The organism is Magnetospirillum sp. XM-1 (genome assembly GCF_001511835.1).
In the GTDB taxonomy this organism is placed as follows: Bacteria; Pseudomonadota; Alphaproteobacteria; order Rhodospirillales; family Magnetospirillaceae; genus Phaeospirillum.
In genome coordinates, this window is sequence record NZ_LN997848.1 from 646392 (window position 1) to 671501 (window position 25110).

Here is a 25110-nt window from a genome sequence, read left to right on the forward strand (position 1 = left end):
GTTTGTCAGGAGAGTTCAATGTCCGAAGCAATCGCCATCGCCGCCGAGCTGCGCGACGGAAGCGGAAAGGGGGCCGCCCGTGCCACTCGTCGTGCTGGTCTCGTTCCCGGTGTGATCTACGGCGCCAAGCAGCCCGCCATCTGCATTCAGATGGACCCCCGCGTGGTCTGGGCCCAGATTTCCAAGACCGGCTTCTTCACCCAGCTGTTCAACGTCGATCTGGGCAAGAACGGCAAGCACCTGTGCCTGGCCCGCGACGTCCAGATGCATCCGGTGACCGATCAGCCGATCCACGTCGACTTCATGCGCGTCCCCACCGACCACGCCATCCACGTGAAGGTGCCGGTCCACTTCGCCAACGAGACCAAGTCTCCGGGCATCAAGAAGGGTGGCGTGCTCAACGTCGAGCTGCACGAAATCGAGATCACCTGCACCGCCGACAACATCCCCCACGAGATCGTGGTGGATCTGGCCGGCCTGGAGATCGGCGCCTCCGTGCACCTTTCGGACCTGAAGCTGCCTGCGGGCGCCAAGCCCTACCATGTGGCCGCCGGCGCCACCGTGGCCTCCATCGCGGCCCCGACCGTGAGCCGCGCCGAGACCACCGAGACCGAGGCTGCCGGCTAAATGATCCTGCTGGTCGGACTGGGCAATCCCGGCTCCGACTACGCCAGGAATCGGCACAATATCGGCTTCATGGCGGCGGACGTGATCGTCCGCCGCCATTCCTTTGGGCCCTGGCGCTCCAAGTTCCAGGCCGAGATGGCCGAGGGCATCATCGGCGCTGAAAAGGCCGTGGTCTTGAAGCCCCAGACCTACATGAACCTGTCGGGCCAGTCGGTGCAGGCGGCGGCGCGCTTCCTGAAGATCCCGGTGGACGACGTGGTGGTCGTCCATGACGAGCTGGACATCGCCCCGGGACGCCTCAAGGTCAAGCGGGGCGGCGGCGCGGGCGGCCATAACGGGCTGAAAAGCATCGATTCCCATCTGGGCCAGAATTACCGCCGGGTCCGCCTCGGCATTGGCCATCCCGGCGACCGCGACCTGGTGTCGGGCTATGTGCTGCACGACTTCGCCAAGGCGGACGAGGCGTGGCTGGTGCCGCTGCTCGACGCCGTGGCCGACACGTTCCCCATGCTGGTCGCGGGCGACGATGCCGGCTTCATGACCAGGGTGGCGCACCTCACCGCGCCGCCCAAGCCGAAGAAGGAGAAGGTGGCTGCCGAGGCGGCCCCTGCTCCCGCTCCGGCACCCGTTTCCCCCCCGCCGCCAGCCAATCCGACATCGGGCAGCAGCCTCGCCGAGGCGCTGAAGGCGGCCATGACCAAGATCACCAGGAAGGACTGAGTCCATGGGTTTCAACTGCGGTATCGTCGGCCTGCCCAACGTGGGCAAGAGCACCCTGTTCAACGCGCTGACCCAGACGGCGGCGGCCCAGGCGGCCAATTATCCCTTCTGCACCATCGAACCCAATGTGGGCCGGGTGGCGGTGCCCGATCCGCGCCTCGACAAGCTGACCGAGATCGGCAAGAGCCAGAAGGAAATCCCGACCCAGCTGGAATTCGTCGACATCGCCGGACTGGTGCGCGGCGCTTCCAAGGGCGAGGGCCTGGGCAACCAGTTCCTGGCCAATATCCGCGAGGTGGACGCCATCGTCCACGTGCTGCGCTGCTTCATCGACGACGACATCAAGCATGTGGAGGATTCGGTCGACCCGGTGCGCGACGCCGAGATCATCGAGACCGAGCTGATGCTGGCCGACCTGGACTCGCTCGAACGCCGCATCGTGCCTTTGGAAAAGAAGGCCAAGGGCGGCGACAAGGAGGCCAAGGCCCAGGTGGACGTCATGACCCCCATCCTGGCGGTCCTTCGTGACGGCAAGCCGGCCCGCACGGTCAAGTTCGATTCCGAGGAGGACCGCGTCGCCGCCAACCGCCTCGGCCTGCTGACCATCAAGCCGGTGGTCTACGCCTGCAACGTGGAAGAAGCCTCGGCCGCCACCGGCAACGCGCTGTCCGAGAAGGTGTTCGCCATGGCCCAGGCCGAGGGCAACTCGGCGGTGGTGATCTCGGCCGCCATCGAGGCCGAGGTGGCCCAGCTCTCCTCCGACGAGGAGAAGGCCGAGTTCCTGGAGACCCTGGGCCTGGAGGAAACCGGTCTCGCCCGCGTCATCCGCGCCGGCTACGACCTGCTTCACCTCATCACCTTCTTCACCGTGGGGCCGAAGGAGGCCCGCGCCTGGACCGTGCAGAAGGGCGCCAAGGCCCCCCAGGCGGCCGGCGTCATCCACACCGATTTCGAGAAGGGCTTCATCCGCGCCGAAACCATCGCCTATGCCGATTTCATCGCGCTGGGCGGCGAGGCGGGCGCCAAGGAAGCCGGCAAGATGCGGCTCGAAGGCAAGGAATACGTCGTCCAGGACGGCGACATCTTCCACTTCCGCTTCAACGTATGATGTGAGAAGCGGGGCGAAAGCCCCGCGTCTCTTCGCTATCCGAGAAAAGCCGCGCCCGCCAGACTCAGGCCGCCCAGCAGATGGATGGCCAGCGTGATGCGGATGGCGGCCAGCTGGCCCGAGCGGCCGCCGGCCATCAGGGGCGTGGCGGCCAGGGCGGCCAGCATGGCCAGCAAGGGCGGCGCCACCGCCCAGGGCGGCAATTGGGACAGCCAGCCCAAGGCCAGCATCAGGGCCGAGGCCACCGCCTGCACCGAAAGATAAAGCGACGGCGCCCCCTTGGCGCCTAAGCGCACCACCAGGGTGCGTTTGCCCGCCTGGGCATCGGCGGCCAGGTCGGGCACCTCGTTGACGATCAGGATGGCGGCGGTCCAGGCGCCGACGATGGCCGAGCACAGCACCGCCTCCAGCCCGAACGTGCCGCTTTGCAGCCAGAAGCAGGCGGCCACCGGCAGGCCGAAGGCCAGCGCCACCGCCGCCTCGCCCAGGCCGCGCGACGCCAGGCTGAAGGGCGGCAGGGAATAGGCGACCGCCAGCCCGCCGCCCACCAGACCGAACCACAGCACCCATTCGCCCTTGGTCAGGCTGAGGATGCCGCCCAGAACGCCGGCGGCCAGCAGCAGGACCACGCCCCACGCCGCCATGGCCCGAAGGCCGAGCCGTCCCTCCTGGATGAAGCGCGAACCGCCGGTGAAGGGGGAAATGCGGTCCTGGTTGACGCGGTCGGCGCCGTTGAGCTCGTCGCCCACGTCGTTGATCACGTTGGCCCCGGCATGCAGGCAGGCCATGCCCGCCGCCGCCAGGCCCAGGGCCAGGGTATCGAGGGCATGGGCGCGGTGAACGCCCCAGCAGGTTCCCACCAGCACCGGAACCAGGGCGGCGGGCAGGAACATGGGGCGGGTGGCGAGAAACAGGGTTCGGGGCAGGGCCGGGGGCAGATTGGGCATGGCCTCAGACTGCCCTTGCGGGGAACCGCTCGCGTTGACGCGGGTCAAGAACGCGGCTTCCCGATGCCCCGATGGTATAGACGGGAGTCCACCCGATTGTTCCGCGGCGGGCAACGGGCGTAGAGTCCCGCCTTCATGATTGGCGACGCAGTCTTTGGGGGACGCGATGCCGGACAGAATACGCGGTTTCCAGACGTTGATTCATGTCTCGCTGGGCCTCGGCGCCGTGGCGTCGCTGCTCGAGGTCGGCCAGTTGGACACCAACGCCGACGCCAGCTTCGTCATCGTCGTCCAGGCGGCCACCATGGCGGCCTTGGCGTTCTTCACCCACCTGATCACCCATCATGGCGGCCATTGGGCCCGCTGGGCCTGCGCCATCCTGTGGTGCGTCGGACTGCCCTTCCTGATGATGGCCCTGATGCTGGCCTACCGCGCCGACGCGCTGGTCGGCGGCCTGCTGGCCGCCCAGGCGCTGGTCCAGGGCGCGGCGATAGCCCTGCTGTTCACCGAGGACGCCGGAAACTGGTTCGAGGCCTGATGTTGTGATACCAGTGAGGCATGGGGAGGACGCGACTCCATGCGTGATCTGGTTGCCCGGGTGATGGATTCCCGATTGGCCGACCTGCTGGCCCGGTGGCGGCAGGGCGGAATGGACGAGGACGACCCGGCGGCGCGGTTCGCCGGGCATGCCGACCACCTGCTGGTCATCGAGGCCGAGGACGGCGCCAACCGCTACGCCCATTATGGCAAGGCCTTCGCCGATTGCTTCGGCAACGACCTCACCGGCCAGGTCATCCACCTGCTGCCGCCCGACATCCTGCCCGCCGACCGCCGGTTCATGCTGGAATTCGAATACGGCTTCGTGCGGCGCAGCGGCCGGCCCCTGTGGCGCTCCTACACCGCCTTGTTCGGCCGGGACCTGCCCCAGACCTGGCAGCGTCTGGTGCTGCCCGCCGGTAAGGGGCGGCTGGTGGTGGGGGCTTATCCAGTAGCGGATTACGCCCCCGACGACGACGGGGCGGCGCTGCTGCGTCTGGTCATCGACCGGGTGCCGGTGGTGCTGGGAGACGATGGCGGCGTCGAGGACATGGCCCTGTCGCTGGGGGCCTTCTGCGACACCAGCCGGCACGCCGCCGAGCTGGAGGAGCTGGCCAGCCGCGATTCGCTCACCGGCGTGGCCAACCGCCGCCATTTCGAGCATCTGGCCGGGCTGGAACTGGACCACGCCCGGCGCATGGGCCGCTCCTTCGCCCTGCTGGCCCTCGACATCGACCATTTCAAGCGGATCAACGACACCTGGGGCCACGCCGCCGGCGACGAGGCGCTGAAAGCCTTCACCAACGCCTGCCGCGTGGGCTTGCGCGAATACGACATCCTGGGCCGTGTCGGCGGCGAGGAATTCGCCGTTGCCCTGCCCAACACCGGCCTGGACGGGGCCCGGGTCATCGCCGAGCGCCTGCGGGCCGCCGTGGCGGAACTGCTGGTCCACCCGGCCAAGGGCCAGTTCTTCGACCTGACGGTCAGCATCGGCGTCGCCCAGCTGCGCGAGACCGACACGAACGTCGCCAGCCTGCTGCAGCGGGCCGATCAGGCGCTGTATCGCGCCAAGCACGGCGGACGCAACCGGGTGGTGACGCAAGAGTAGTCACCCGCCGTAGCGGATCTCCACCACCTCGATCATTTCGATTCCGGAAGGGGTCCGCACCGGCACGGAATCGCCCTCGAACGCCTTCAGAAGCGCGCGCGCCACCGGCGAGATCCAGCTGATCAGGCCCTGTTCCAGATCGGCCTCGTCGATGCCGACGATGGTGATGGTGATCTCCTCGTCCCTTGCGTTGGCATAGGTGACGGTGGCGCCGAAGAACACCTGGTCGCGCTTCTTCTGCTGCTCGGGGTCGACCACATGGGCGGATTCGATCCGCTTGGTGAGGAAGCGGATGCGGCGGTCGATCTCGCGCAGGCGCTTCTTGCCATAGAGGTAGTCGCCGTTCTCCGAGCGGTCGCCATTGCCCGCCGCCCACGACACCACCTCGACCACCTTGGGCCGCTCCACCTTGAGCAGCTGGGCCAGTTCGGCCTTCAGCGCATCGAAGCCCTGGGGCCGCATGTAGTTCTTCGATCCCGGCGGCAGGCCCTTGGGCGTGTCCTCCAGCTCGTCGTCGCCGTCGCTTTCCTTGGTGAAGGCCTTGCTCACGCCTTGGCCCCTTTCTTGGCGTTCGGGTCCAGCGGCCAGCGCGGACGCGGCGCGAAATCCAGACCGTCGCTTTGGCCCAGCCGCAGCCGCTCGATCCCCGCCCAGGCGATCATGGCGGCGTTGTCGGTACACAGCTTCAAGGGCGGAGCCAGGAATTCCAGGCCCGTTTCGGCCCCGATTCGAACCAGAACCTGGCGCAGCGCGGTATTGGCAGCGACGCCGCCGGCCACCACCAGATGGCGGGTGGCGGGAAAGCGCGCCTTCATCTCGCGCACGCCGCGGCGCACCCTATCGGCCATGGAATCGGCCACCGCGTCCTGGAAGGCGCGGGCCACGTCGGCCCGGTCCTGCTCGGACAAGGGCTGGGGCAGGCTTTCGATCAGCAGGCGGGCGGCGTTCTTGAGGCCCGAGAAGCTGAAATCGCAGCCCGGCTTGCCCTTCATGGGGCGCGGCAGGGTGAAGCGGGCGGCATTACCCGACGCCGCCGCCTTTTCCACCGCCGGGCCGCCCGGATAGCCCAACCCGGCCATCTTGGCCACCTTGTCGAAGGCCTCGCCCGCCGCGTCGTCGATGGTGGTGCCCAGCCTTGTGTACTTGCCCACCCCTTCCACCGCCAGCAGCTGGCAATGCCCGCCCGAGGCCAGCAGCAGCAGATAGGGAAAGGGAATGTCATGGGTGAGGCGCGGCGTCAGCGCATGGCCTTCCAGGTGGTTGACCGCCAGGAAGGGCTTGCCCGATGCCAAGGCGATGGCCTTGCCGGTCATCACGCCGACGATCACGCCGCCGATCAGGCCGGGGCCGCCGGTGGCCGCCACCGCATCGAGGTCGGAAAAGCCCACTCCGGCCCGGCGCATGGCCTCGGCCACCAGCCGGTCCATATGGGCGAGGTGCGATCGGGCGGCGATTTCCGGCACCACGCCGCCGAACGGACGGTGCTCGTCCAGCTGCGACAGCACCACCTCGCCCAGGATCTCCCGCTCGCCGCTGACGATTGCGGCGGCGGTCTCGTCGCACGAACTTTCGATACCCAAAACAAGCAAGACGTAAATCCCTTTGCAGAGCGGCGTCCGACTTACTACAACAACCACACCATGACCGCAAAACTTCCCATTCTCCGCATCGGCACCCGTGGTTCCCCCCTGGCCCTGGCCCAGACCCACGAGACCCGCGACCGCCTCGCCGCCGCCTGGCCCCCCCTGGGCCAGGAGGGCGCCATCGAAATCGAGGTCATCAAGACCACCGGCGACCTGGTGCAGGACCGCGCCCTGTCCGAAATCGGCGGCAAGGGCCTGTTCACCAAGGAGCTGGACGAGGCCATGCTGATGGGCCGCATCCAGCTGGCCGTCCATTCCATGAAGGACGTGCCCACCGCGCTGCCCGAAGGCATCGTGCTGCCCTGCATCCTGCCGCGCGAGGACGTGCGCGACGCCTTCATCAGCCGCAAGTACCACTCGCTGGCCGACCTGCCCCAGGGTGCCGTGGTGGGCACCTCCTCCCTGCGGCGCGGCGCCCAGCTCCTGCACCGCCGTCCCGACCTCAAGGTGGTGAACTTCCGCGGCAACGTCCAGACCCGCCTGCGCAAGCTGGACGAGGAAGTGGTGGACGCCACCATGCTGGCCATGGCCGGACTGCGGCGTCTGGGGATGGCCCAGCACGCCACCTCGGCGCTGTCCGAGGACGACATGCTGCCCGCCGTGGCGCAAGGCGCCATCGGCATCACCTGCCGCGCCGACGATTCTGCCGCCCTGAATTACCTCAAGGCGCTGAACTGCGCGGATTCCTTCGTCCGCGTCGCGGCCGAGCGGGCGTTCCTCACCCGTCTGGACGGGTCGTGCCGCACCCCCATCGCCGCCCTGGCCGAACTGGACGGCGACAAGCTGTCGTTCAGGGGCCTGATCGTCAGCCCCGACGGCACCACGGTCCACGCCACCACGCGCGCCGGCACCCGCGCCGACGCCGAAGCCATGGGCAACGACGCCGCCGAGGAACTGATCAAAGTGGCGGGACCGGGTTTCTTCGATCTGATCAAGCCGCACTGAGCCATGCGCGCTTTGGTGACCCGCCCCAAGGAGGATTCCGAAGGCGTGGCCCGCGCGCTGGCCCAACGCGGTCTCGAGGTGATGGTCGAGCCGCTGCTCGACATCGCCCCGGTGGAGGGCGCGGCAATCGACACCGCCGGCGCCCAGGGCATCCTGGTGACCAGCGCCAACGGCATCCGCGCCCTGGCCCGCCTTTATCCCGGCCGCGAGCTGCCGGTCTGGGCGGTGGGCGACGCCTCGGCCCGCGCCGCCCGCGAGATGGGCTTTTCCCAGGTCGAAAGCGCCGACGGCGACGTGGACACCCTGGCCGAGCTGGTGGCGGCCCGCGTCGAGCCTGCGGCCGGCGCCCTCTTGCACGCCGCCGGCACGGTGGTGGCCGGCGACCTGTCGGGCCGGCTGTCGGCCCTGGGCTATGAGGTCCGGCGCCAAATCCTCTATCAGGCGGTGACCGCCACCCGCCTGTCGCCGGCGCTGCTCGACGCGCTCGGCGCCGGCGGCCTGGACCTCGCCCTGTTTTTCTCTCCCCGCACGGCGCGGACCTTTGCTACCCTGGCGACGCAAGCGGGCGTACAGGGGAGTCTCGCCGCCATCGCCGCCTACGGCCTGTCGGCCAATGTATCGGCCGAACTGGCCCCGCTTCCCTGGCGGGTGCTGCGCCAGGCGTCCGAACCCACCCAGGCCGCCCTGCTGGCCGCCATCGACGACGATCTCAACCGGGGATTCAGCCCATGACGTCAGAGCCCGCATCCGAGCCCACCACCTCCGTGGAGGCGACGGCTCCGCCGCCCGGCCGCACGAAGGGCCCCCTGATCGGCGTTCTGGCCATCCTCGCCTTGGGCGCCGCCGCCTATGGGACCTTCCCCATGTGGCAGGCCCGCCTGGGGCTGCCCGCCGCCCCGACCGCCGATTCCTTCGAGATCGAGAATTTGCGGGCCGAGCTGTCGGCCGCCACCGCCCGCATCGCCCAGTTGGAGACGCGGGCCCCCGGAACGGTGGACAACACCCGCCTCGACCGCCTGGAAGAGGCGGTGAAGGCCACCCACGGCCAGGCGGGAGCCCCGGCCGGCGAAATCGAATCGCTGTCGAAACAGGTCTCGGACCTCAAGCGCAATTCCGCCGAGGCCAGCGCCGTCCTGCGTCTGGCCGAGCGCCTGGAGCAGCTGGATTTCACCGTTCGCGAGATGCAGAGCAAGCGCTCCTCGGCCGTCGCCCTGCTGCTGGCCGCCGGCCAGCTGCGCGAAGCGGTGGCGGCGGGACGGCCCTTCGAATCCGAGTGGCGCGCCGCCCGCGTGCTGGCCGGCGAGGATGGCGAGAGCCTGGGCCTGCTCGACCAGTTGAAGGATCATGCCGCCGCCGGCATCGCGCCCCGCGCCGCCCTGGTCCAGCGCTTCGACACCCTGGCCCCGGCCCTGATCCGCGCCGAGATCCTGCCCGAGGGCGAGGGCTGGTGGCGCCGCGCCGCCGACCGCCTGCTGTCGCTGGTCACCATCCGCCGCGAGGACGGCGCCGCCATCGGCGTCAACGCCGCCGCCGTGGTAGGACGCGCCCAGGCGGCGCTCTCGCGCGGCGATATGGGGGCCGCCCTTTATGAACTGGAGGCGTTCAGCCCCGGCCCGGCCGAGGCCGCCGCCGCCTGGATCGCCGAGGCCAAGGCCCGTCAGGTCGCCGACAAGGCCCTGTCCCAGCTGGCCGCCCAGGCGGTGGCCCTGGCCGGAGCGAAACCATGAGGCGGCTGCTCGTCTTCCTGGCCCTCACCGGACTGGCGGTGGCCGGCGCCGTCTGGCTGGCCGACCGGCCGGGCGAGGTGACCATCCGCTGGCAGGGCTGGCGGGTCGATACCACCGTGCCGGTGCTGCTGGCCTTCCTGGCGGTGCTGCTGGTGGCGCTGTCGGCTCTCGGCCGCCTGATCCGCGCATTGTTCGGCGCCCCCGGCCGCTGGTTCCAGTCGCGCAGCATCGGACGCCAGCGCAAGGGCTATGCCGCGCTGGCCGACGGCCTGGCCGCCGCCGCCTCGGGCGACGCGCTGCGCACCGCCCGGCTGGCGGCCAAGGCCGACAAGCTGCTGAACGACCCGGCGGTGACCGGCCTGCTGACCGCCCAGGCCGCCCAGCTCAGCGGCGACGACGACCAGATGCGCCAACGCTTCGAAGCCATGACCGGGCGCAAGGAAACCGCCTTCCTGGGCCACAAGGGCCTGGCCGAGCTGGCCCTGAAGCAGGGGGACCGCGCCGGCGCCCGCGATTCCGCGGCCAAGGCCTTCGACCTGCAGCCCGGCGCCGAGGGTCTGGCCGCCCTGCTGCTGGACCTGCAGACCGAGGCCGGCGCCTGGGCCGAGGCCGAGCAGACGCTGCGCGTCGCCAGGCGCCGCGACGCCCTGCCCGCCGCCCAGCTGGCGCGCCGCCGCGCCCTGATCCTGTTGGGCCGCGCCGAGGAGAGCCTGGCCGCCGGCAACGAAGCCCAGGCCCTCGACTGGGCGCTGGAGGCCCGCGATTCCGATCCGCTGTTCGTGCCCGCCATTTCCCTGGCCGCCCGGCTTTACGCCAAGCGCGGCAAGGGGCGCAAGGCGGCGTCGCTGCTGAAATCGGCCTTCAAGGCCACCCCCCACCCGCTGCTGACCGCCGCCTGGCGGGAGCTGGGGGCGGGCGAGGGCGCGCTCGACCGGGTGAAAAGGATGCAGGAGCTGGTCCAGGCCAATCCCGCCGCACCCGATGGTCATGTGGCCCTTGCCGAAGCCGCCCTGGCCGCCCAATTGTGGGGCCAGGCCCGCACCCATCTGCACACGGCCCTGGAACAGCGCCCGACCCGGGCCGTCTTCGACCTGCTGGCCCGCGTCGAGCGCGACGAGCGCAAGGACGAGATCGCCGCCACCGCCTGGATCGTCAAGGCCGGAACCGATTCGGTACCGGAACCGTCCTGGACCTGCGGCGGTTGCGGCCATCATAGCCCCGATTTCGCCGTAAGCTGCCCGGCCTGCGGTGCCGTCGGCCGACTGGAGTGGACATGAGCCCCTATGCCCTGATCGCCGCCGCCCTGGCGGCTCTCATCGCCTCACCCGCTTTGGCCGCCGACGGCAAGGCCATCTACGCCGCCAAGGGCTGCCAGGCCTGCCACGGTGAGAACGGCGCCAAGCCCATCGCCGGCTCGCCGGTTCTCGCCGGGCAAAGCTCGGTCTACCTGCTGCGCCAGATGAACGAGATCGCCAGCGGATTGCGCAGCTCGAACCCGGTCAAGGTTATGAAGCCGGTGATCGACAAGACCGGCCCGGACGACCGCATCGCGCTCGCCGACTGGCTGGCGGCGCAAAAGCCGGCGGAGTCCCAGAACGGCGACAAGGCCAAGGCGGAAGCGGGCGTCGAGCTGTTCGACGAGAAGGGCTGCATCGGCTGCCACGGCGCCGACGGGGCCAAGCCGCTGTCGCCGGACTATCCCTATCTGGCCGGCCAGCGCAAGGACTACCTGATGGTCCAGATCAAGGCCATCCGCGACGAGATCCGCTCGACCCGGCGCGCCCGCATGATGGCGGCCAACGTGCGCAAGCTCTCCGACGCCGAGGTGGAGCAGCTGGCCGAATTCCTTTCGCAGAACAAACGGAAATAGGCGGCCGGGATGAGCAAGCTTCCCCTTAGCTCCCTGATCCTGGGCGGCGCCCGTTCGGGCAAGTCGGCCTACGCCGAATCCCTGTTCGGCGACCAGCCCGCCCTCTACCTCGCCACCGGCCAGGCCCTGGACGGCGAGATGGCCGAGCGCATCGACCACCACCGCCGCCGCCGGGGACCGGGCTGGAGCACGCTGGAAGACCCCCTCGACCTGCCCGAGACGCTCGACAACGTCATGCGCCCCGACCGGCCGATCCTGGTGGATTGCCTGACCATGTGGCTGTCCAACCTGATGCATGCCGGCCGCGACATCGACCGCGCGGTGGACCGGCTGTGCGAGGTGCTGGCCGCCCCCGCCGGGCCGGTGGTGATGGTCTCCAACGAAGTGGGCCTGGGCCTGGTGCCCGAGACCCGGATGGGCCGCGAATTCCGCGACCACCAGGGCCGGGTCAACCAGCGGGTCGCCGCCCAATGTCGCCGGGTGGTGTTCGTCGCCGCCGGCCTTCCCCTGATCCTCAAGGACGTTCCTTAACCATGCGCAAGGTTCCCGCCACCATCGTCACCGGCTTCCTGGGGGCCGGCAAGACCACCCTGGTCCGCCATCTGCTGACCCACAACCAGGGAAGGCGCATCGCACTGATCGTCAACGAATTCGGCGACATCGGGGTGGACGGCGAATTGCTGGCGGCCTGCGGCGTGGCCGGCTGCACCGAGGACGACATCGTCGAGCTGGCCAATGGCTGCCTGTGCTGCACCGTGGCCGACGAGTTCCTGCCCACCATGCAGGCCCTCCTCGACCGCCCCAACCCGCCGGACCACATCGTCATCGAAACGTCCGGCCTGGCCCTGCCCAAGCCGCTGGTCAAGGCCTTCCACTGGCCGGAGATCCGCTCGCGCGTCACCGTGGACGGCGTGGTCGCCGTGGTGGACGCCCCGGCCGCCGCCGCCGGCCGCTTCGCCTCGACGCCGGAAGAGATGGCCCGGCCCGACCACGACAATCCGCTGGAAGAGGTGTTCGAGGACCAGCTGGCCTGCGCCGACCTGATCTTGCTGAACAAGTCGGACCTGATGGAGGAGGGCACGCTCTCCGCCTTCCGCGCCGAGGTCCAGGCCCGCCTGCGTCCCGGGGCCAAGACCCACCCCACCCGCATGTCGGCCATCGACCCGCTGGTGGTCCTCGGCCTGTCGGCGGCGGCCGAGGAGGATCTGGCGGCGCGCCCCTCCCACCACGACGCCGAGGACGGTCACGACCACGACGATTTCGAGAGCTTCGCGGTCAGGCTGCCCATGGTCGACGACCCGGCGGTGGTCGAGGCCCGCGCCGTTTCCGCCATCTCCGCCCACGACATCCTGCGCCTGAAAGGCTTCCTGGCGGTGACCGGCAAACCGGCCCGCCACGTGGTCCAGGCGGTCGGTACGAGGGTGGAACGATATTTCGACCGCCCGTGGAAGGTGGACGAGGAGCGCGTCGGCACCCTGGTGGTGATCGGCCGCAAGGGGCTTGACCGCGCGGCTATCGAAGCCGCGCTTCAAGGGCTCTGATGCACCTCCTCGCCGCCCAGCCCGGCACCATCTCCGATGGGAACGAGGCCGTCGACCTCGGCCAGAGCCCCGCCGACATGGTGGTGCTGTCGGCGGCCGATACCGAGCTGGCGGCCCTTTCCGCCGCCTTCGGCGCCTGGAGCGACGCGCCCTTCACCCTGCGGCTGGCCAATCTCACCCGCCTTAACCACCACATGTCGGTGGACCTTTACGTCGAGCAGGTGATCGCCAAGGCGCGGCTGGTGGTGGTGCGCCTGTTGGGTGGACGCTCCTACTGGCCCTACGGCGTCGAGCAGATCGCCAATGCCTGCCGCCGCCTTGGCGTTCCGCTCGCCCTGCTGCCCGGCGCCGACCAGCCCGATCCCGACCTTGCCGCCGATTCGACCCTTGCCCCGGAGGTGGTGGAGCGCCTGTGGGCCTACCTGCTGCATGGCGGGCCGGACAATTGCCGTTCGTTCCTGGCCCATGCCGCCGGGCTGATCGGCCACGGGGCGGAATGGCTGGAGCCCCGGCCCCTGCCCCAGGCCGGGCTTTACGGCCCCGCCGATGCCGAAGGCGAGCGCCCCCGCGCCCTGGTGGTGTTCTACCGCGCCCTGGTGCTGGCCGGCGACACCGCCCCCATCGACGCCCTGACGGCCGAGCTGCGCCGGCGGGGAATGGCGGCCTCGGCGCTATACGTCCACAGCCTGAAGGACCCTCTCAGCGCCGCGCTCACCCGCACCCTGCTGGCCGAGACGCCGCCCGACGTCATCGTCAACGCCACCGGTTTCGCCGTCTCGTCCCCGGGCAAGGCGGAAACCGGCCCCTTCGATTCCGCCGATTGCCCGGTGCTGCAGGTGATCCTGGCGTCCGGCACCGAGGAATCCTGGGCGGCGGGCAGCCAGGGGCTGGGGCCGCGCGACATCGCCATGAACGTCGCCCTGCCCGAGGTGGACGGCCGCCTGATCACCCGGGCCATCTCGTTCAAGCGGGCAAGGCGCGACGAGGCCACCCAGTGCGACCTCGCCACCCACGCCCCCGTCGCCGACCGCATCGAGTTCGTTTCCGCCCTGGCCGCCAATTGGGCCAAGCTGCGGCGCAAGGATGCGCCTGAGAGGCGCATCGCCCTGGTGCTGGCCAACTACCCCAACCGCGACGGCCGCATCGGCAACGGCGTCGGCCTCGACACCCCGGCGGCCACCATCGAGGTGCTGCGCGCCCTGGAAGCGGCCGGCTACCGGGTGGGCGGCATCCCCGACAGCGGCAACGCCCTGATCGAGCTGATGCAGGCGGGCGCCACTAACGACTGGCGGGCGCTGGCCCATCGGGAGAGGCGGGAGGTCCTGTCGCTGCCCGATTACCTCGCCTGGTTCCACTCCCAGCCTAAGGCCCTGCAGGACAAGGTGAACGCCCGCTGGGGTGCGCCGGAAGCCGACCCCTTCTTCGCCAAGGGCGAGCTGCATTGCGGCGACTTCATCCTGCCCGCCACCCGTTTCGGTTCCGTTACGGTGGCGGTGCAGCCGGCGCGCGGCTACAATATCGATCCCGCCAGCTCCTACCACGACCCCGATCTGGTGCCGCCCCACAACTACCTGGCCTTCTACGCCTGGGCACAGGATTCCTTCCGCGCCGACGCCATCGTCCACATGGGCAAGCACGGCAATCTGGAATGGCTGCCGGGCAAGGCGCTGGCCCTGTCGGCCGATTGCTTCCCCGAGGCAGCCCTCGGGCCGTTGCCCCACCTCTACCCCTTCATCGTCAATGATCCCGGCGAGGGAACTCAAGGAAAGCGCCGGGCGGCGGCCGTGATCGTCGACCATCTGACCCCGCCGCTGACCCGCGCCGAAAGCTATGGCCCGCTTCGCGAGCTGGAGCGGCTGGTGGACGAGTATTACGAGGCGGCGGGCGTCGATCCCCGCCGGCTCAAGGTGCTGCGGCGCGAGATCCTGACCCTGTCGGCCGCCGCCGGGCTGGACGAGGATCTGGGCATCGCCCGCGACGACGACCCGGACGAGGCCTTGCGCAAGCTCGACAACCATCTGTGCGAGTTGAAGGAGCTGCAGATCCGCGACGGCCTGCACATTTTCGGCGTTTCGCCCACCGGCGACCAGCTGACCGATTTGCTGGTCGCCCTCGCCCGGGTGCCGCGGGGAAGCGGCCCGGAAGGGGCCTCGCTGCCCCGCGCCCTGGCCGCCGATCTGGGGCTGGAGGGGTTCGACCCCCTGGATTGCACCCCCGCCGAAGCCTGGACCGGCCCCCGGCCCGCCGCCCTGGACGGTGCCGATCCCTGGCGCAGCCAGGGTGACGCGGTAGAGCGGCTGGAAGCCTTGTCGCGTGCCCTGATCGCCGGTGAGCGGCGGCCCGAGCCCTGCTGGGCGCGGACAATTCCGGTGCTGCAATGGATCGAGGCCACGCTTCGCCCCTGTGTGGAATCCTGTGGCGCGGCCGAGATCGGGGGGCTGCTGCGAGGGCTTGCCGGCCGTTTCGTCCCCCCCGGCCCGTCGGGCGCGCCCACCAGGGGGCGCCCCGACGTGCTGCCCACGGGGCGCAACTTCTATTCCGTCGACACCCGCGCGGTGCCGACCCCCGCCGCCTGGAGCCTGGGGTGGAAATCGGCACAGCTGCTGCTCGAGCGCCATCTGCAGGAGCATGGCGACTGGCCCAGGGCCCTGGCGCTGACCGCCTGGGGCACCTCGAACATGCGCACGGGCGGCGACGACATCGCCCAAGGTTTGGCCCTGATGGGGGTGAAGCCCCGCTGGGATGTGGGTTCGAACCGGGTGGCGGGCTTCGAGATCCTGCCGGCCTCGGTGTTGGACCGCCCCCGAATCGACGTCACGCTGCGGGTGTCGGGCTTTTTCCGCGACGCCTTCCCCGGCCTGATCGATCTGTTCGATTCGGCGGCCCGCGCCGTGGCCGATCTGGATGAGCCCGCCGACATCAACCCGCTGGCCTCCCGCGTCCGGGCCGAACGCGCCCGGTTGGAAGCCCAAGGCGCCAGCCCGGAACAGGCGGCGCGCCGGGCCGGTTTCCGGGTGTTCGGCTCCATGCCGGGCGCCTATGGCGCCGGGCTGCAGGCGCTGATCGACGAGAGGGGCTGGACCACGCGGGCCGACCTGGCCGAATCCTACATCGCCTGGGGCGGCTGGGCCTATGGCGCGGGGGCGGAGGGCGAAGCCGGCCACGCCCTGTTCCGCGACCGCCTCGCCAAGGTCGAGGTGGTGGTGCAGAACCAGGACAACCGCGAACACGATTTGCTGGATTCCGACGATTACTACCAATTCGAGGGCGGGCTGGCGGCGGCGGTGGAAACCGTCTCGGGCAAAGCGCCGACAATCTACCACGCCGATCATTCCCGCCCCGAAACGCCCCGCATCCGCACGCTGGACGACGAGATCGCCCGGGTGGTGCGCGCCCGGGTGGTCAATCCCAAATGGATCAGGGGCGTGATGCGCCACGGCTACAAGGGTGCCTTCGAGATGGCGGCCGGGGTGGATTACCTGTTCGCCTTCGCCGCCACCACGCGGGCCGTCAAGGACCACCATTTCGACCTGGTGGCCGAGGCCTATCTGGGCGACGAGGCGGTGCTGGAGTTCTTGAAAGCCAACAACCCCGCCGCCCTGGCCGAGATCCGCGCCCGCCTGAACGAGGCCATCGAGCGCGGCCTGTGGCATCCCCGGCGCAACTCCACCCACCGCTTGCTGGAGCCCGATCCGTCATGATGAGCCCCCGCGCCCTGATCCTCGCCGCCCTGGCCTTCGCCGGCACCGTCGGCGGCTATCTGCTGTCGCGGGGAATGCTGCACTGGCCCAGGGGATGAATCTGGCGGGCCGGCCACCAATCTCTTAGTATGGCTTTTCCCTGATCGGTTCCGTGCGTCTCCCATGGTCGAAATTCTGCCATCGTTTCTGCAATACGATGAACGCCAGTCCAACCCGGACACGGTGATCGACCTGATTTCACGCCTGTCTCTGGCCCGCGGCCTGGACGAGGTGATGGCGATCGTCCGGCGCGGCGCCCGCCACCTGACCGGCGCCGACGGCGTGAGTTTCGTGCTGCGCGACGACGGCAAGTGCTTCTACGCCGACGAGGACGCCATCGGCCCGCTGTGGAAGGGACAGCGCTTCCCCATGCAGGCCTGCATTTCCGGCTGGGCCATGCTGAACCGCCAACCGGTGGTGATCGAGGACATCTATCTCGATCCGCGCATTCCCCACGACGCCTACCGCCGGACCTTCGTCAAGAGTCTGGTGATGGTGCCGGTGCGGCAAGAAGACCCGGTGGCCGCCATCGGCGCCTATTGGGCCCACCAGCGGTGCCCGACCAAGGACGAGGTCGACCTGCTGATGACCATCGCCAACGGCGCCGCCGTGGCCATGACCAACGTGGCGCTTTACGCCTCGCTGGTGGCGGCCAAGGAGGAAGCCGAGCGCAACGCCATGGTGGCGGAGCAGGCCGGGCGGGCCAAGCTGTTCTTCCTGGCCAATATCAGCCACGAGCTGCGCACGCCGCTCAACGCCATCATCGGCTTCGCCCAGATTATGCAGGCGACCCAGCCCGCGCCCGGAGCCGCCCAATACAGCGAAAATCTCGACTGCATCCTGCAGGCAGGCAACAACCTGCTGCGACTGGTCGAGGACCTGCTGGACATGTCCCGGCTGGAAGATGGCCAGTTCTCGCTCGATCCCTGCCCGGTGACCATCGCGACGGTAGTGGACGAGGCGGTGGAGGCGCTCGGCCTCCAGGCGGCCGAGGCGGGCGTGGAACTGAGCCTCGCCGCCGCGCCGTCTGCGGCCACGGTGCGGGCCGACCGCCGGGCGATCAAGCAGGTGCTGCTCAACCTGCTGGCCAACGCCGTCAAGTTCACGCCGCGCGGCGGCCGCATCGATGTCGAGTGGCCCGATTGCGACGACGGCTGCACCGTGGCGATCCGCGATACCGGCATCGGCATGAGCCCGCAGGAGCTGGAGCGGGTGCGCGAACCCTTCGTCCAGACGGCGCGCGAGCGGCACCAGTTCCATCAGGGAGCGGGATTGGGCCTGTCCATCGCCAACGCCCTGGTCCACCTGCAAGGCGGAAGACTCGACATCGCCAGCTGCCCGGAAAAAGGCACGACGGTGAGCGTCCACCTGCCCCTGTGGACGGACGAGGCGGCACGGGACTCCTGATCTAAGGAAATAGCTTGGCTGGGGCGCCAGGATTCGAACCTGGGAATGCCGGTACCAAATCGCATAGGCTTGCTTTTTTAATAAGCATTTCAATGTATTATAGCAAGCAATAATATTGCTAACACAATGCTAACAAAACAATGATTTCACCCTCGCCGCGCTTCTGTTCAGCGCGCAGCATCTCTGCCAATGCGAGGCATTTGCCAGAATGCTAAGATGCACGGTGATACAGTGCGATTTTCCGCTCGCACAGCAATGCTACGGATTTAAGCTAGTTGGGTGGCAGGCTTTTGGAATATCGCGTTGTATGAGCGTTAAAACGCGTTTTTGAGCGAGGCTGTGCGGCAGGGATGCCCTGTCCGGCGAAAACACAAAACGCCGCAACAGCGGCGCTTCATGAATTTTAAGTATTAAAATTTTCTGATCTGCTTTTTCGGCGCCAATCAATATTCATCGGCCAGCATGATCGTGAATACGCGAACGGTTTTTTGCGGATCAGCAGGATCATCGCTGGCGTAGGCAAACGACGCATCGTAGTAGTCGATTTTCCACATGGCCTTTGTACCTGCGACATCCACCGTACCCATGTCATGCTCGCCATATGGATCGTTACTTTGATCGAATTGATCGAATTCACGGACGGCGGTGATAATGGCGCGGCCCAGCCACTCCTCAAGGGCCTGTATGCCGGATGTGATGTAGACCTTGCCGCCGATCCCGTGCTGTCGGAGCTGGTCATTCAGTTCGCGGATGATTCGGGTGCGTTGCATGCGATGGCTCCAAAAAGAAAAGGGGGCCGAAGCCCCCTATGGTTCCTCTACTTCTTAGTCATTCGCTTACGAGCGGTGATTGCCTGAGCTTCGAGCACATCATCCAGCTCACCCGCTTCAGCGGCGGCCTTGACGGTGTTTAGCGTGGCGGCCACATCGGACAGGCTCTTGCCGCACACCACCGTGGGCTTGGACTTGTTCGCACCGAGCGTCAGCGGCTGATTGGCGTACTTGGGAGCCAGATAGAAAACATCACCCTGGAGGAACCACCAGGGTCGCACCTGCACATCATGGCTTACCTGACGGTGCGATCCATCTTCACCAGTGATGCGATGCACCTTCTGGACGGCGAAGCTCTTACCCGAAATCGCCGCTTCAACGGCACCGATCTGATTGACCACGGCGGCGATGAACTTGGAGCGGGCGCGGGTCTTGGTATTCATCGCATTCCGCGAAACCTTGGGCGGAGCAATGGTGGAAAATTCGAGGTTCTTGATGGACATGATTGCCTCCAGGGCGTGATTGCACTGGAGCTAACGTCACCCAATTGGATTCATGGGTCTCCCCTGAAAGGGAATTACCTTCATGCGTGAAGATAATTTTAGAGATATCAGCCTAACCGGCTCCAAGCATGAGTTCAAAGGTGGCCAATTGGCCACCATTTTCCCGAAATCCCAAAATAATGCTGATCATGGTGAATTCAATTGGCCTAATTCCCGCATCGAGGGCTAAATATACATGTAGGTCAATGTGGTTCAGTCGACGTGCCTTTATGGGATGTCTAGTGTTGAATATAGCGCATTGACCTGCTTGATTAACTGGATAAGGAAATGAATTTAATTTATTTCAAAGAGCAATTTACGTCAGGTGTTCAGTCGCGTGTTCGTCATGTGGTGAATAGGGCGGAAGCCCAAAGTCGGGTGTTTGGAGCCCACCACTCTGCCTTGGTGCAGGCCTGGGCCTCATGGATAAACACACGACGACAAACACATGACGCTTCCCTACGGGATGTTCCTTCGGAACACATGACAGGAACACGCGACGGGAACACAGGACGTGAATGTGTAGGGGAGTTAGGTGTTGATAAAATTTCAGCTCAACCCTCAGATTTCATGTATGCGGAATTGCATCCACAGATAAATACAAGTGCCAGCAAGGCCAGTTTCATTGCCTGCCAGTTAATCAAACCAAGGGCGACGTTTCCAGCGTCGCCCTTTTCAACGTTTGAATTAACAGGAGGCAATCTAAATGAAGCAAATATTCAAACTTTGGTATAACGCCAATCCCAAAATGGGTTCAAAATTCCACAAAGGCTACAGCATATCTGTTGAGGTTGATGCCGTTGAAGCTTTTTATCTAAATTTCCACACGCCGGATCATTGGTATCTGCAAACCAATGCCCCTGCTCACGTTACATCCGAGCTGCTGGATAAAATCTCGCAAATCAACGACGAACGCGACGCCGATCATATAGTGCTCGCTGACTTCAAGCCCAAGCTGTATGGCCAGCACACACCGCGATGGACGTGCTTGCTTGATCCGGCAGGCAGTTTGCCTGAGCTGATCTTTGTCAGCTGGGACGACGAACTCAGCATTCAGTGGTTGATGTGTCGGGAGCTCAACCGGGGAGGTAATCGCCGCAACACCCACGTTTGGCAGGACGACTACAACGCTTTGGGAATTAGAGGTGTCCGCAAGCAGCAGGCAGCACAAGCGAATGCGGCTCTATCCAGCAAATTCCAAGCTGAACGCAGCTTCCAGTCAACACCATCAGGGAGGGCACAGCAATGAAAAGCAAGGAAAGTTACTGCTACCTCATCGAATATGCCGACGTGCGCTTCCACAAGGAATTTTTGGATGAAGTGGTTCCTCGGGGATACAAAAAGACATGGTGCCCCATTTATAAGCGAGAGCTGTTGGGGATGTTCGGGCATGAGGTTGATCCCGATCAATATGCCAACAGCAGCTATTACCTGGGCCATCTACCCGAGCAAAATATCCTGCTCCTCAAAATGCGCCATTTGGGTATAAAGCGGATTTGGCGAGTAAGCGCGACGGTCTAATAAACAACGAAAGGGACGGCCTTCAAACCGTCCTTTTCACGTAGCGCATCGCCATGTCGTCCAGCTTGGCCTGAAGCTTTTCATGTCGAGAAATGCGCGATTGCATGTCACCGAGTTCAAGTTGCTCGGCTTGTGCATGTCCCCCATACATCAACCCGCGAAATGCTGTCAGCTTTTGCAGCGCTTCCAGGTAGCGACGACGCAACAGCTTCATTCTGTGGACGTGCTTCAATGTCAGCTTTGGGGGCTTGTTGGGTATGGTCACTACACGTCCATTTTTGTGATCGACAGACAAGCTCGGCTTCTTACGGACTTTCAGCCTGTTGAATTTCACGTCGTAGGACAGATCGGCAGACAGTGGTGTTTGGATGATTTCATAAAGACGCATGTTGATACCCTCGGCTTAAGGGTATTTATAATCGCACATAGTGGAACGTGATGCCTTAGATCATGCTACTGCGACTATTGATCCGAACACTCGGTCATTGGGCGAAATCCCAATAGCATCAGAAATATCGAATTTCGAAAATAAGTCACCCTTCTCAAAGAAGCTGATGCGCCATTTCGGATTGTTTGTAACTTTGATTATTTCTTCAAAATAAGGAAGGTCAACCTTCGACATTGAGTGCCCTAGAACGACAACTTCATTGACGTATTGAAGGCTTCGAAAGTAAGTGTGGTTTAAATCTATGATGTTTGATGTTGGTTTGAATGTTTTTTTAAAGTAGCTATCTATGATTTCGTTGCCCTCCGTAACCCGCGTGTCCTGTTCTTCCAAATCGGCGTGCGAGTTTAAGGGGAGGGGTGCCCAGTCATGACCTAGAATAACGCTCCCTTTCACCGATCGCTGTCCATGTATGTGTAAAACCTGCTCATCAGGTATGCCGTAAGTCGTTTGGAGCGTTTCTGTGTAATTAAACGTCAAATATCGACCATCTTTTGGCAGCGGTAGCTTGGGAATGGAAAGCGACTGGGGGCTTGGCATAACCAACGTCGCAAGCCAGTTCTCGAAATTTAGATACAATTTCGATGAAAGTGCCGAAACAATCCGGTTAACTTCAAATTGGTAGTCATGGTGATAAGCGTCGCTCCATTCATCCACAGCGTAAGAAACTAAAAATTTTCCAGCATCATCGGCCATAGTGTCAGTGTCTAAATCTGCTAGCCGCGCTTCAAAAGCACACCATAGATCATCGTCAGCTCCGAGGTATCTATCAACTATTTCGAATATTTCTGGAGCCATACATTTCAAATACACCCCAAAGTGTTTGTACGATGTGGGGATGCCGTGGTAAAGGTCGAGGCCATTTCCTACTACGTATAATTTATTCATTGCGCCTTGCTATTCAAATTTTGCGGATCACCTTGCGTGATTTTTCATTATATTTCGTTTGGCAGATTTAATTCAGTTCTTGCGTCAAGCGCGGCAATCTCCTCGCGCCTCCGCAATAATGTTTCGTGCCATTCCTCCGCGTCACGATCTTTAAAGAAGTTTGCATCGGGGGCAAGCCTTGCAACAGCTTCCTCCACTTCATCAAGCTTAACGCGAAAGAACTCCTTCCTGAGATTCGCCATGTTAACTCTGCGATCAGAAAATTCCCTATGCAAAGCGCTTTCAAGTGCCGGCGCATCATCCGAATAAATCATAGCGTGGGTATCAAAGGTAAAGGGAACGCTCGCATCACCTAATTCGCGAACTCGATCATCCGGATCAAGGCGACGAGTAAGGCCAATTTTTACAATGTCTTCCCCAAACGATCCAATATTTGAAATAATGTAAACATAACCAGACTTAGTCATTTCAGCCATAGACCGAGCCCTCTCGCTTGCCATGCGGGCATCCGCAAGCAGGGCCTCTAGTTCGGCGATTCTTTTCTGGTCTACGCCTGTTTCTGACCGCGCCTGTTCTAGCAGTGACAGGTATTCTCTTTCTTTTTCTTCTGCCGCAGCAGCTTCTTCAAGCAACCTCTTTTCCTCACGCTCGGCCCTTAACTTTTCAGCTCTTTCTTCTTTTTCTGCTTTTAGTCGTTCGCGATATTCGTGGGTTAAATAAAGCTCCTGAAGCTTAAGTTCGACATAGCTTTCATCAATTTCCAGCCCGACCGGCTCATTAGCTTTGTTTATTCTCTCCGCAGCGCTCAAAATACGCTTTTCAATTGTTGCGACATTATCTCCGCGAACACTTTCTATAGCGGAATCGCACTCAAGATTAAATGCGCGCATGCTTAAATCAGACTGCCGCTTTACCAAAGTTCTCCCCTTGGATTGACTATCTCCAACATACCACTCAAACGCACATGTACTCGGCAAGTTGGCCGCCTCTAACTTTTGCCTTTCTCTTATAGCCAATATTTCTTTCTTAAATGATTCGCTATCATTAAACTTAAATTTTGGCTCATAGAATCCCTGATTAATCTGTCTAACGTTCCAGCTATAAGCGGCAACCTCATCAATAAGCCTTCCTAGCAATTGCCGTTTCTCAGAATATGTACTGCGAACAGCATCAATGCTGCTGCGTATCTCGCTCTCTTCATTAGAGAGTCTGGCCACTTCAGCCTCTATCGAATTAAGCGGGGCAATACGATCTTTCAGCAATTTTAATTCAGAAGAAATAGCGTCTACCTGCCGATTGCTAGCGCTCAGCATTTCTCTGGTCTTAAATAAGATGACGCCTAAGGTAATTGCAATTAGCGCAGCGGATAGGGCGGCGAGGAGCGTTAATTCCATTTTGCGATATCCGTCATTTTGAGACTTCATAGAAACGGATGCTATGAAGTAATGGTAACATATCATTTTTGAATCACCACGCAAGCAACGACATGAATAAGGGTATGGGCGTGGCCGTTGGCAAATGTGATGTAATTCCAAAACCATAACCAAGCGCGGATTTCCGCCGTTTTCAAAGCCCGATATCGAGGAGACCGCCGCAAAAGGTGATGTGACACTACCCATAGGATGAAAACATAACATTATGGGTGTTCGTCATGTCGCAAGCCAAAGTCCTGTCCGAAGCCGAGATGAAGCGCGTCCTGGCTGTGGTCGCCCAGCACGGCGTTCTTTCCACCCGTAATCGCCTTGCTGTGTTGCTGTCGCACTGGGCGGGCATGCGGGCCGGTGAAATCGCGGCCTTGAAAATTATGGATGTCGTTAATGAAGGCGGTGCGGTTCGTGATCGCATCCACCTGTCCGCGTCACAGACCAAGGGCAACCGTGGCCGCACGGTGTTCATCAACAGCAAGCTCCAGCGCGAGATCGCTCGTTACCTTGAACAACGTGAATGGACGGACGAACGCAAGGCGCTGATCCGTAGCCAAAAGGGCGGACACTTCACACCGACCACGATGGTGATGCTGTTCCGCCGGATTTACGATGAAGCGGGTTTGACAGACGCTCGCTCACACAGCGGGCGACGGTCGTATTTGACCACGCTGGCGAACAAGGGGGTTTCGGTATTCGTGCTTCAACAACTGGCGGGACACCGTAGCATCCAAACCACCCAGCGTTACGTCACGGTCAATGAAGAGATGATGGTGAAGGCGGCTGAGCTGGCCTAGGGGTGTCAAATGATTTGACACCCCCTCGCAGATATCACGTCCCAGCCTTCTTGGGCTTCGGAGCATGCGAACGGACTTCCTTTGCAGTCCGCACATCACCTTCCCCATAAGCTTTGCTGACTACGAAATTGCCGTCACCATCCACCTCAGCGAGAAGCAGGTACATTCCTGCCGTCAAAGCTGGAGCGTCGGGGGATAGTTTTCCAGTGGCGACGGGCGAGAGTTCACGAAGCGCAGCGATGCCACCGGCTTTGGCCGTTTCATTATGCTCGTTGATCACATCCTGCGTGGCGGCCTTGGTGATTTTTGCAATTCCACAAATGGGCTGCTTCTTAAGCTCTCCGTTTGCCTTGCGGTCATAACCCTCTTTGGGCTCAATCCCAAACTCGATGACTTCGGCGGCCTTCTCAGTTGGAACGTCATTCTGACGAAGCCATTTAAGAACCAAACTGTAATTTCGGTTGTTCGCACTCTTCTTACGACTTGCCTGTGGGTGGCCAAATGCCAATCGAATAACCTGCTGCTCCAATTCCTGATTATCTCCCAGATCCTGAAACTTGTCCTGGAAGTGTTCAACGAAAGCCTGACGTTTTGGCTCAACGTGTTTAAGCAAGCGGTATGCACGCCCAATAAGCTCATACCGGCCACGGTGGACAGAAAGCGTATTAGCTTTGTTTTGCTTCTGAAGGTTCGAGACTTCGCTTTCAAACGAAATGGCGTCTGCGGTTAGCGCCTCTATCTCAGTGTCCAGTTGGTCAAAAAAACTGTGGTCTTCAATACTGTCGTTCAACATCACCTCCCCT

At 63.9% G+C, this 25110-nt stretch carries 27 protein-coding genes; 18 read left to right on the forward strand and 9 right to left on the reverse strand.

Annotated features, from left to right (window positions below):
* Positions 1-18: 18 nt before the first annotated feature.
* The 3 genes from XM1_RS03160 to ychF are packed head-to-tail and all read left to right on the forward strand — an operon-like array spanning position 19 to position 2455.
* Positions 19-627: a 50S ribosomal protein L25/general stress protein Ctc gene (locus XM1_RS03160; protein WP_068429577.1), complete on the forward strand. Its 609-nt coding sequence runs from the start codon at positions 19-21 to the stop codon at positions 625-627.
* A complete protein-coding gene (gene pth, locus XM1_RS03165) occupies positions 628-1347 on the forward strand; it encodes an aminoacyl-tRNA hydrolase (RefSeq protein WP_068429581.1) in 720 nt (239 codons plus the stop codon). It abuts the gene before it with no gap.
* 4 nt (positions 1348-1351) lie between these two features.
* Entirely contained in the window at positions 1352-2455 is a 1104-nt protein-coding gene (ychF, locus tag XM1_RS03170; protein WP_068429585.1) for a redox-regulated ATPase YchF, read from the forward strand.
* A gap of 35 nt (positions 2456-2490) precedes the next feature.
* Here ychF and XM1_RS03175 read toward each other — a convergent pair whose 3' ends face one another.
* Positions 2491-3402, reverse strand: a complete 912-nt coding sequence (locus tag XM1_RS03175; RefSeq protein ID WP_068429589.1) for a prenyltransferase — start codon at positions 3400-3402, stop codon at positions 2491-2493.
* Positions 3403-3568: 166 nt separating this feature from the next.
* On the opposite strand from XM1_RS03175, the gene XM1_RS03180 reads away from it, so the two are divergent.
* A complete protein-coding gene (locus XM1_RS03180) occupies positions 3569-3940 on the forward strand; it encodes a hypothetical protein (protein ID WP_068429592.1) in 372 nt (123 codons plus the stop codon).
* 39 nt (positions 3941-3979) lie between these two features.
* Entirely contained in the window at positions 3980-5047 is a 1068-nt protein-coding gene (locus tag XM1_RS03185) for a diguanylate cyclase (protein WP_068429595.1), read from the forward strand.
* Here the strand turns inward: XM1_RS03185 and greB are convergent, their stop codons facing one another.
* Positions 5048-5596, reverse strand: coding sequence for a transcription elongation factor GreB (greB, locus tag XM1_RS03190; RefSeq protein ID WP_068429597.1), 549 nt, complete (start codon positions 5594-5596; stop codon positions 5048-5050).
* Positions 5593-6636, reverse strand: a complete 1044-nt coding sequence (gene tsaD, locus XM1_RS03195) for a tRNA (adenosine(37)-N6)-threonylcarbamoyltransferase complex transferase subunit TsaD (protein WP_068429601.1) — start codon at positions 6634-6636, stop codon at positions 5593-5595. The genes greB and tsaD overlap by 4 nt, the downstream gene beginning before the upstream one ends.
* A gap of 51 nt (positions 6637-6687) precedes the next feature.
* On the opposite strand from tsaD, the gene hemC reads away from it, so the two are divergent.
* From hemC to XM1_RS25195, 9 genes are all read left to right on the forward strand, one after another.
* Positions 6688-7635, forward strand: coding sequence for a hydroxymethylbilane synthase (gene hemC, locus XM1_RS03200; protein WP_068429607.1), 948 nt, complete (start codon positions 6688-6690; stop codon positions 7633-7635).
* A 3-nt stretch (positions 7636-7638) separates the two neighbouring features.
* Positions 7639-8367, forward strand: coding sequence for a uroporphyrinogen-III synthase (locus tag XM1_RS03205; protein WP_068429611.1), 729 nt, complete (start codon positions 7639-7641; stop codon positions 8365-8367).
* Complete coding sequence (locus tag XM1_RS03210; RefSeq protein WP_068429617.1) at positions 8364-9362, forward strand: COG4223 family protein; 999 nt, start codon at positions 8364-8366, stop codon at positions 9360-9362. Before XM1_RS03205 ends, XM1_RS03210 begins: the two co-directional genes overlap by 4 nt.
* Positions 9359-10639: a heme biosynthesis protein HemY gene (locus XM1_RS03215; RefSeq protein WP_068429620.1), complete on the forward strand. Its 1281-nt coding sequence runs from the start codon at positions 9359-9361 to the stop codon at positions 10637-10639. Before XM1_RS03210 ends, XM1_RS03215 begins: the two co-directional genes overlap by 4 nt.
* The gene (locus XM1_RS03220) at positions 10636-11232 is read left to right on the forward strand and encodes a c-type cytochrome (protein WP_068429623.1); all 597 of its coding nucleotides are present in this window, start codon (positions 10636-10638) and stop codon (positions 11230-11232) included. Before XM1_RS03215 ends, XM1_RS03220 begins: the two co-directional genes overlap by 4 nt.
* Before the next feature lie 9 nt (positions 11233-11241).
* A complete protein-coding gene (gene cobU / locus XM1_RS03225; RefSeq protein ID WP_068429626.1) occupies positions 11242-11763 on the forward strand; it encodes a bifunctional adenosylcobinamide kinase/adenosylcobinamide-phosphate guanylyltransferase in 522 nt (173 codons plus the stop codon).
* A gap of 2 nt (positions 11764-11765) precedes the next feature.
* Positions 11766-12773: a cobalamin biosynthesis protein CobW gene (gene cobW, locus XM1_RS03230; protein ID WP_068429629.1), complete on the forward strand. Its 1008-nt coding sequence runs from the start codon at positions 11766-11768 to the stop codon at positions 12771-12773.
* Positions 12773-16474: a cobaltochelatase subunit CobN gene (gene cobN, locus XM1_RS03235; protein ID WP_068429632.1), complete on the forward strand. Its 3702-nt coding sequence runs from the start codon at positions 12773-12775 to the stop codon at positions 16472-16474. Before cobW ends, cobN begins: the two co-directional genes overlap by 1 nt.
* Positions 16475-16636: 162 nt before the next feature.
* Complete coding sequence (locus XM1_RS25195) at positions 16637-17920, forward strand: HAMP domain-containing sensor histidine kinase (protein ID WP_068429636.1); 1284 nt, start codon at positions 16637-16639, stop codon at positions 17918-17920.
* Between the two features lie 443 nt (positions 17921-18363).
* Here the strand turns inward: XM1_RS25195 and XM1_RS03245 are convergent, their stop codons facing one another.
* Complete coding sequence (locus XM1_RS03245; protein ID WP_068429639.1) at positions 18364-18690, reverse strand: DUF3768 domain-containing protein; 327 nt, start codon at positions 18688-18690, stop codon at positions 18364-18366.
* A 47-nt stretch (positions 18691-18737) separates the two neighbouring features.
* A complete protein-coding gene (locus XM1_RS03250; RefSeq protein WP_068429642.1) occupies positions 18738-19193 on the reverse strand; it encodes a hypothetical protein in 456 nt (151 codons plus the stop codon).
* Positions 19194-19520: 327 nt separating this feature from the next.
* On the opposite strand from XM1_RS03250, the gene XM1_RS23850 reads away from it, so the two are divergent.
* From XM1_RS23850 to XM1_RS03255, 3 genes are read left to right on the forward strand one after another with little or no spacing between them, the layout of a single operon-like run.
* Positions 19521-19967 carry a hypothetical protein gene (locus tag XM1_RS23850; RefSeq protein WP_156428631.1) on the forward strand — a complete coding sequence of 149 codons (447 nt, stop codon included), beginning with the start codon at positions 19521-19523 and terminating at the stop codon, positions 19965-19967.
* Positions 19939-20481, forward strand: a complete 543-nt coding sequence (locus XM1_RS23855) for a hypothetical protein (RefSeq protein ID WP_156428632.1) — start codon at positions 19939-19941, stop codon at positions 20479-20481. The genes XM1_RS23850 and XM1_RS23855 overlap by 29 nt, the downstream gene beginning before the upstream one ends.
* Positions 20478-20753 carry a hypothetical protein gene (locus XM1_RS03255; RefSeq protein ID WP_068429646.1) on the forward strand — a complete coding sequence of 92 codons (276 nt, stop codon included), beginning with the start codon at positions 20478-20480 and terminating at the stop codon, positions 20751-20753. Before XM1_RS23855 ends, XM1_RS03255 begins: the two co-directional genes overlap by 4 nt.
* A gap of 22 nt (positions 20754-20775) precedes the next feature.
* On the opposite strand, the gene XM1_RS03260 is transcribed toward XM1_RS03255, so the two are convergent.
* The 3 genes from XM1_RS03260 to XM1_RS23100 are packed head-to-tail and all read right to left on the reverse strand — an operon-like array spanning position 20776 to position 23480.
* The gene (locus tag XM1_RS03260; RefSeq protein ID WP_068429649.1) at positions 20776-21141 is read right to left on the reverse strand and encodes a hypothetical protein; all 366 of its coding nucleotides are present in this window, start codon (positions 21139-21141) and stop codon (positions 20776-20778) included.
* A gap of 60 nt (positions 21142-21201) precedes the next feature.
* Entirely contained in the window at positions 21202-22086 is an 885-nt protein-coding gene (locus XM1_RS23095; protein WP_082700351.1) for a bacteriophage abortive infection AbiH family protein, read from the reverse strand.
* Between the two features lie 47 nt (positions 22087-22133).
* Entirely contained in the window at positions 22134-23480 is a 1347-nt protein-coding gene (locus tag XM1_RS23100; protein ID WP_082700352.1) for a DUF4041 domain-containing protein, read from the reverse strand.
* Positions 23481-23737: 257 nt separating this feature from the next.
* Here XM1_RS23100 and XM1_RS03265 point away from each other — a divergent pair, with 257 nt between their 5' ends.
* Positions 23738-24307, forward strand: a complete 570-nt coding sequence (locus XM1_RS03265) for a site-specific integrase (protein WP_068429652.1) — start codon at positions 23738-23740, stop codon at positions 24305-24307.
* A gap of 34 nt (positions 24308-24341) precedes the next feature.
* Here XM1_RS03265 and XM1_RS03270 read toward each other — a convergent pair whose 3' ends face one another.
* Positions 24342-25100 (reverse strand): hypothetical protein, encoded by a 759-nt coding sequence (locus XM1_RS03270; RefSeq protein ID WP_068429657.1) that lies wholly within the window; start codon positions 25098-25100, stop codon positions 24342-24344.
* Positions 25101-25110: the final 10 nt, after the last annotated feature.

Excerpts from the sequence above, each read along its gene's own strand:
- XM1_RS03175 (WP_068429589.1), bottom strand. The coding sequence starts at position 3,402 with ATGCCCAATCTGCCCCCGGCCCTGCCCCGAACCCTGTTTCTCGCCACC.
- XM1_RS03180 (WP_068429592.1), top strand. The coding sequence starts at position 3,569 with ATGCCGGACAGAATACGCGGTTTCCAGACGTTGATTCATGTCTCGCTG.
- XM1_RS03255 (WP_068429646.1), top strand. The coding sequence starts at position 20,478 with ATGAAAAGCAAGGAAAGTTACTGCTACCTCATCGAATATGCCGACGTG.
- cobW (WP_068429629.1), top strand. The coding sequence starts at position 11,766 with ATGCGCAAGGTTCCCGCCACCATCGTCACCGGCTTCCTGGGGGCCGGC.
- XM1_RS03210 (WP_068429617.1), top strand. The coding sequence starts at position 8,364 with ATGACGTCAGAGCCCGCATCCGAGCCCACCACCTCCGTGGAGGCGACG.
- XM1_RS03185 (WP_068429595.1), top strand. The coding sequence starts at position 3,980 with ATGCGTGATCTGGTTGCCCGGGTGATGGATTCCCGATTGGCCGACCTG.
- XM1_RS03260 (WP_068429649.1), bottom strand. The coding sequence starts at position 21,141 with ATGCGTCTTTATGAAATCATCCAAACACCACTGTCTGCCGATCTGTCC.
- ychF (WP_068429585.1), top strand. The coding sequence starts at position 1,352 with ATGGGTTTCAACTGCGGTATCGTCGGCCTGCCCAACGTGGGCAAGAGC.
- XM1_RS03250 (WP_068429642.1), bottom strand. The coding sequence starts at position 19,193 with ATGTCCATCAAGAACCTCGAATTTTCCACCATTGCTCCGCCCAAGGTT.
- XM1_RS23100 (WP_082700352.1), bottom strand. The coding sequence starts at position 23,480 with ATGGAATTAACGCTCCTCGCCGCCCTATCCGCTGCGCTAATTGCAATT.
- XM1_RS23855 (WP_156428632.1), top strand. The coding sequence starts at position 19,939 with ATGAAGCAAATATTCAAACTTTGGTATAACGCCAATCCCAAAATGGGT.
- XM1_RS03265 (WP_068429652.1), top strand. The coding sequence starts at position 23,738 with ATGTCGCAAGCCAAAGTCCTGTCCGAAGCCGAGATGAAGCGCGTCCTG.
- XM1_RS23095 (WP_082700351.1), bottom strand. The coding sequence starts at position 22,086 with ATGAATAAATTATACGTAGTAGGAAATGGCCTCGACCTTTACCACGGC.
- XM1_RS03205 (WP_068429611.1), top strand. The coding sequence starts at position 7,639 with ATGCGCGCTTTGGTGACCCGCCCCAAGGAGGATTCCGAAGGCGTGGCC.
- XM1_RS23850 (WP_156428631.1), top strand. The coding sequence starts at position 19,521 with ATGAATTTAATTTATTTCAAAGAGCAATTTACGTCAGGTGTTCAGTCG.
- XM1_RS03245 (WP_068429639.1), bottom strand. The coding sequence starts at position 18,690 with ATGCAACGCACCCGAATCATCCGCGAACTGAATGACCAGCTCCGACAG.
- cobU (WP_068429626.1), top strand. The coding sequence starts at position 11,242 with ATGAGCAAGCTTCCCCTTAGCTCCCTGATCCTGGGCGGCGCCCGTTCG.
- XM1_RS25195 (WP_068429636.1), top strand. The coding sequence starts at position 16,637 with ATGGTCGAAATTCTGCCATCGTTTCTGCAATACGATGAACGCCAGTCC.
- XM1_RS03160 (WP_068429577.1), top strand. The coding sequence starts at position 19 with ATGTCCGAAGCAATCGCCATCGCCGCCGAGCTGCGCGACGGAAGCGGA.
- XM1_RS03270 (WP_068429657.1), bottom strand. The coding sequence starts at position 25,100 with ATGTTGAACGACAGTATTGAAGACCACAGTTTTTTTGACCAACTGGAC.
- pth (WP_068429581.1), top strand. The coding sequence starts at position 628 with ATGATCCTGCTGGTCGGACTGGGCAATCCCGGCTCCGACTACGCCAGG.
- hemC (WP_068429607.1), top strand. The coding sequence starts at position 6,688 with ATGACCGCAAAACTTCCCATTCTCCGCATCGGCACCCGTGGTTCCCCC.
- XM1_RS03220 (WP_068429623.1), top strand. The coding sequence starts at position 10,636 with ATGAGCCCCTATGCCCTGATCGCCGCCGCCCTGGCGGCTCTCATCGCC.
- XM1_RS03215 (WP_068429620.1), top strand. The coding sequence starts at position 9,359 with ATGAGGCGGCTGCTCGTCTTCCTGGCCCTCACCGGACTGGCGGTGGCC.
- cobN (WP_068429632.1), top strand. The coding sequence starts at position 12,773 with ATGCACCTCCTCGCCGCCCAGCCCGGCACCATCTCCGATGGGAACGAG.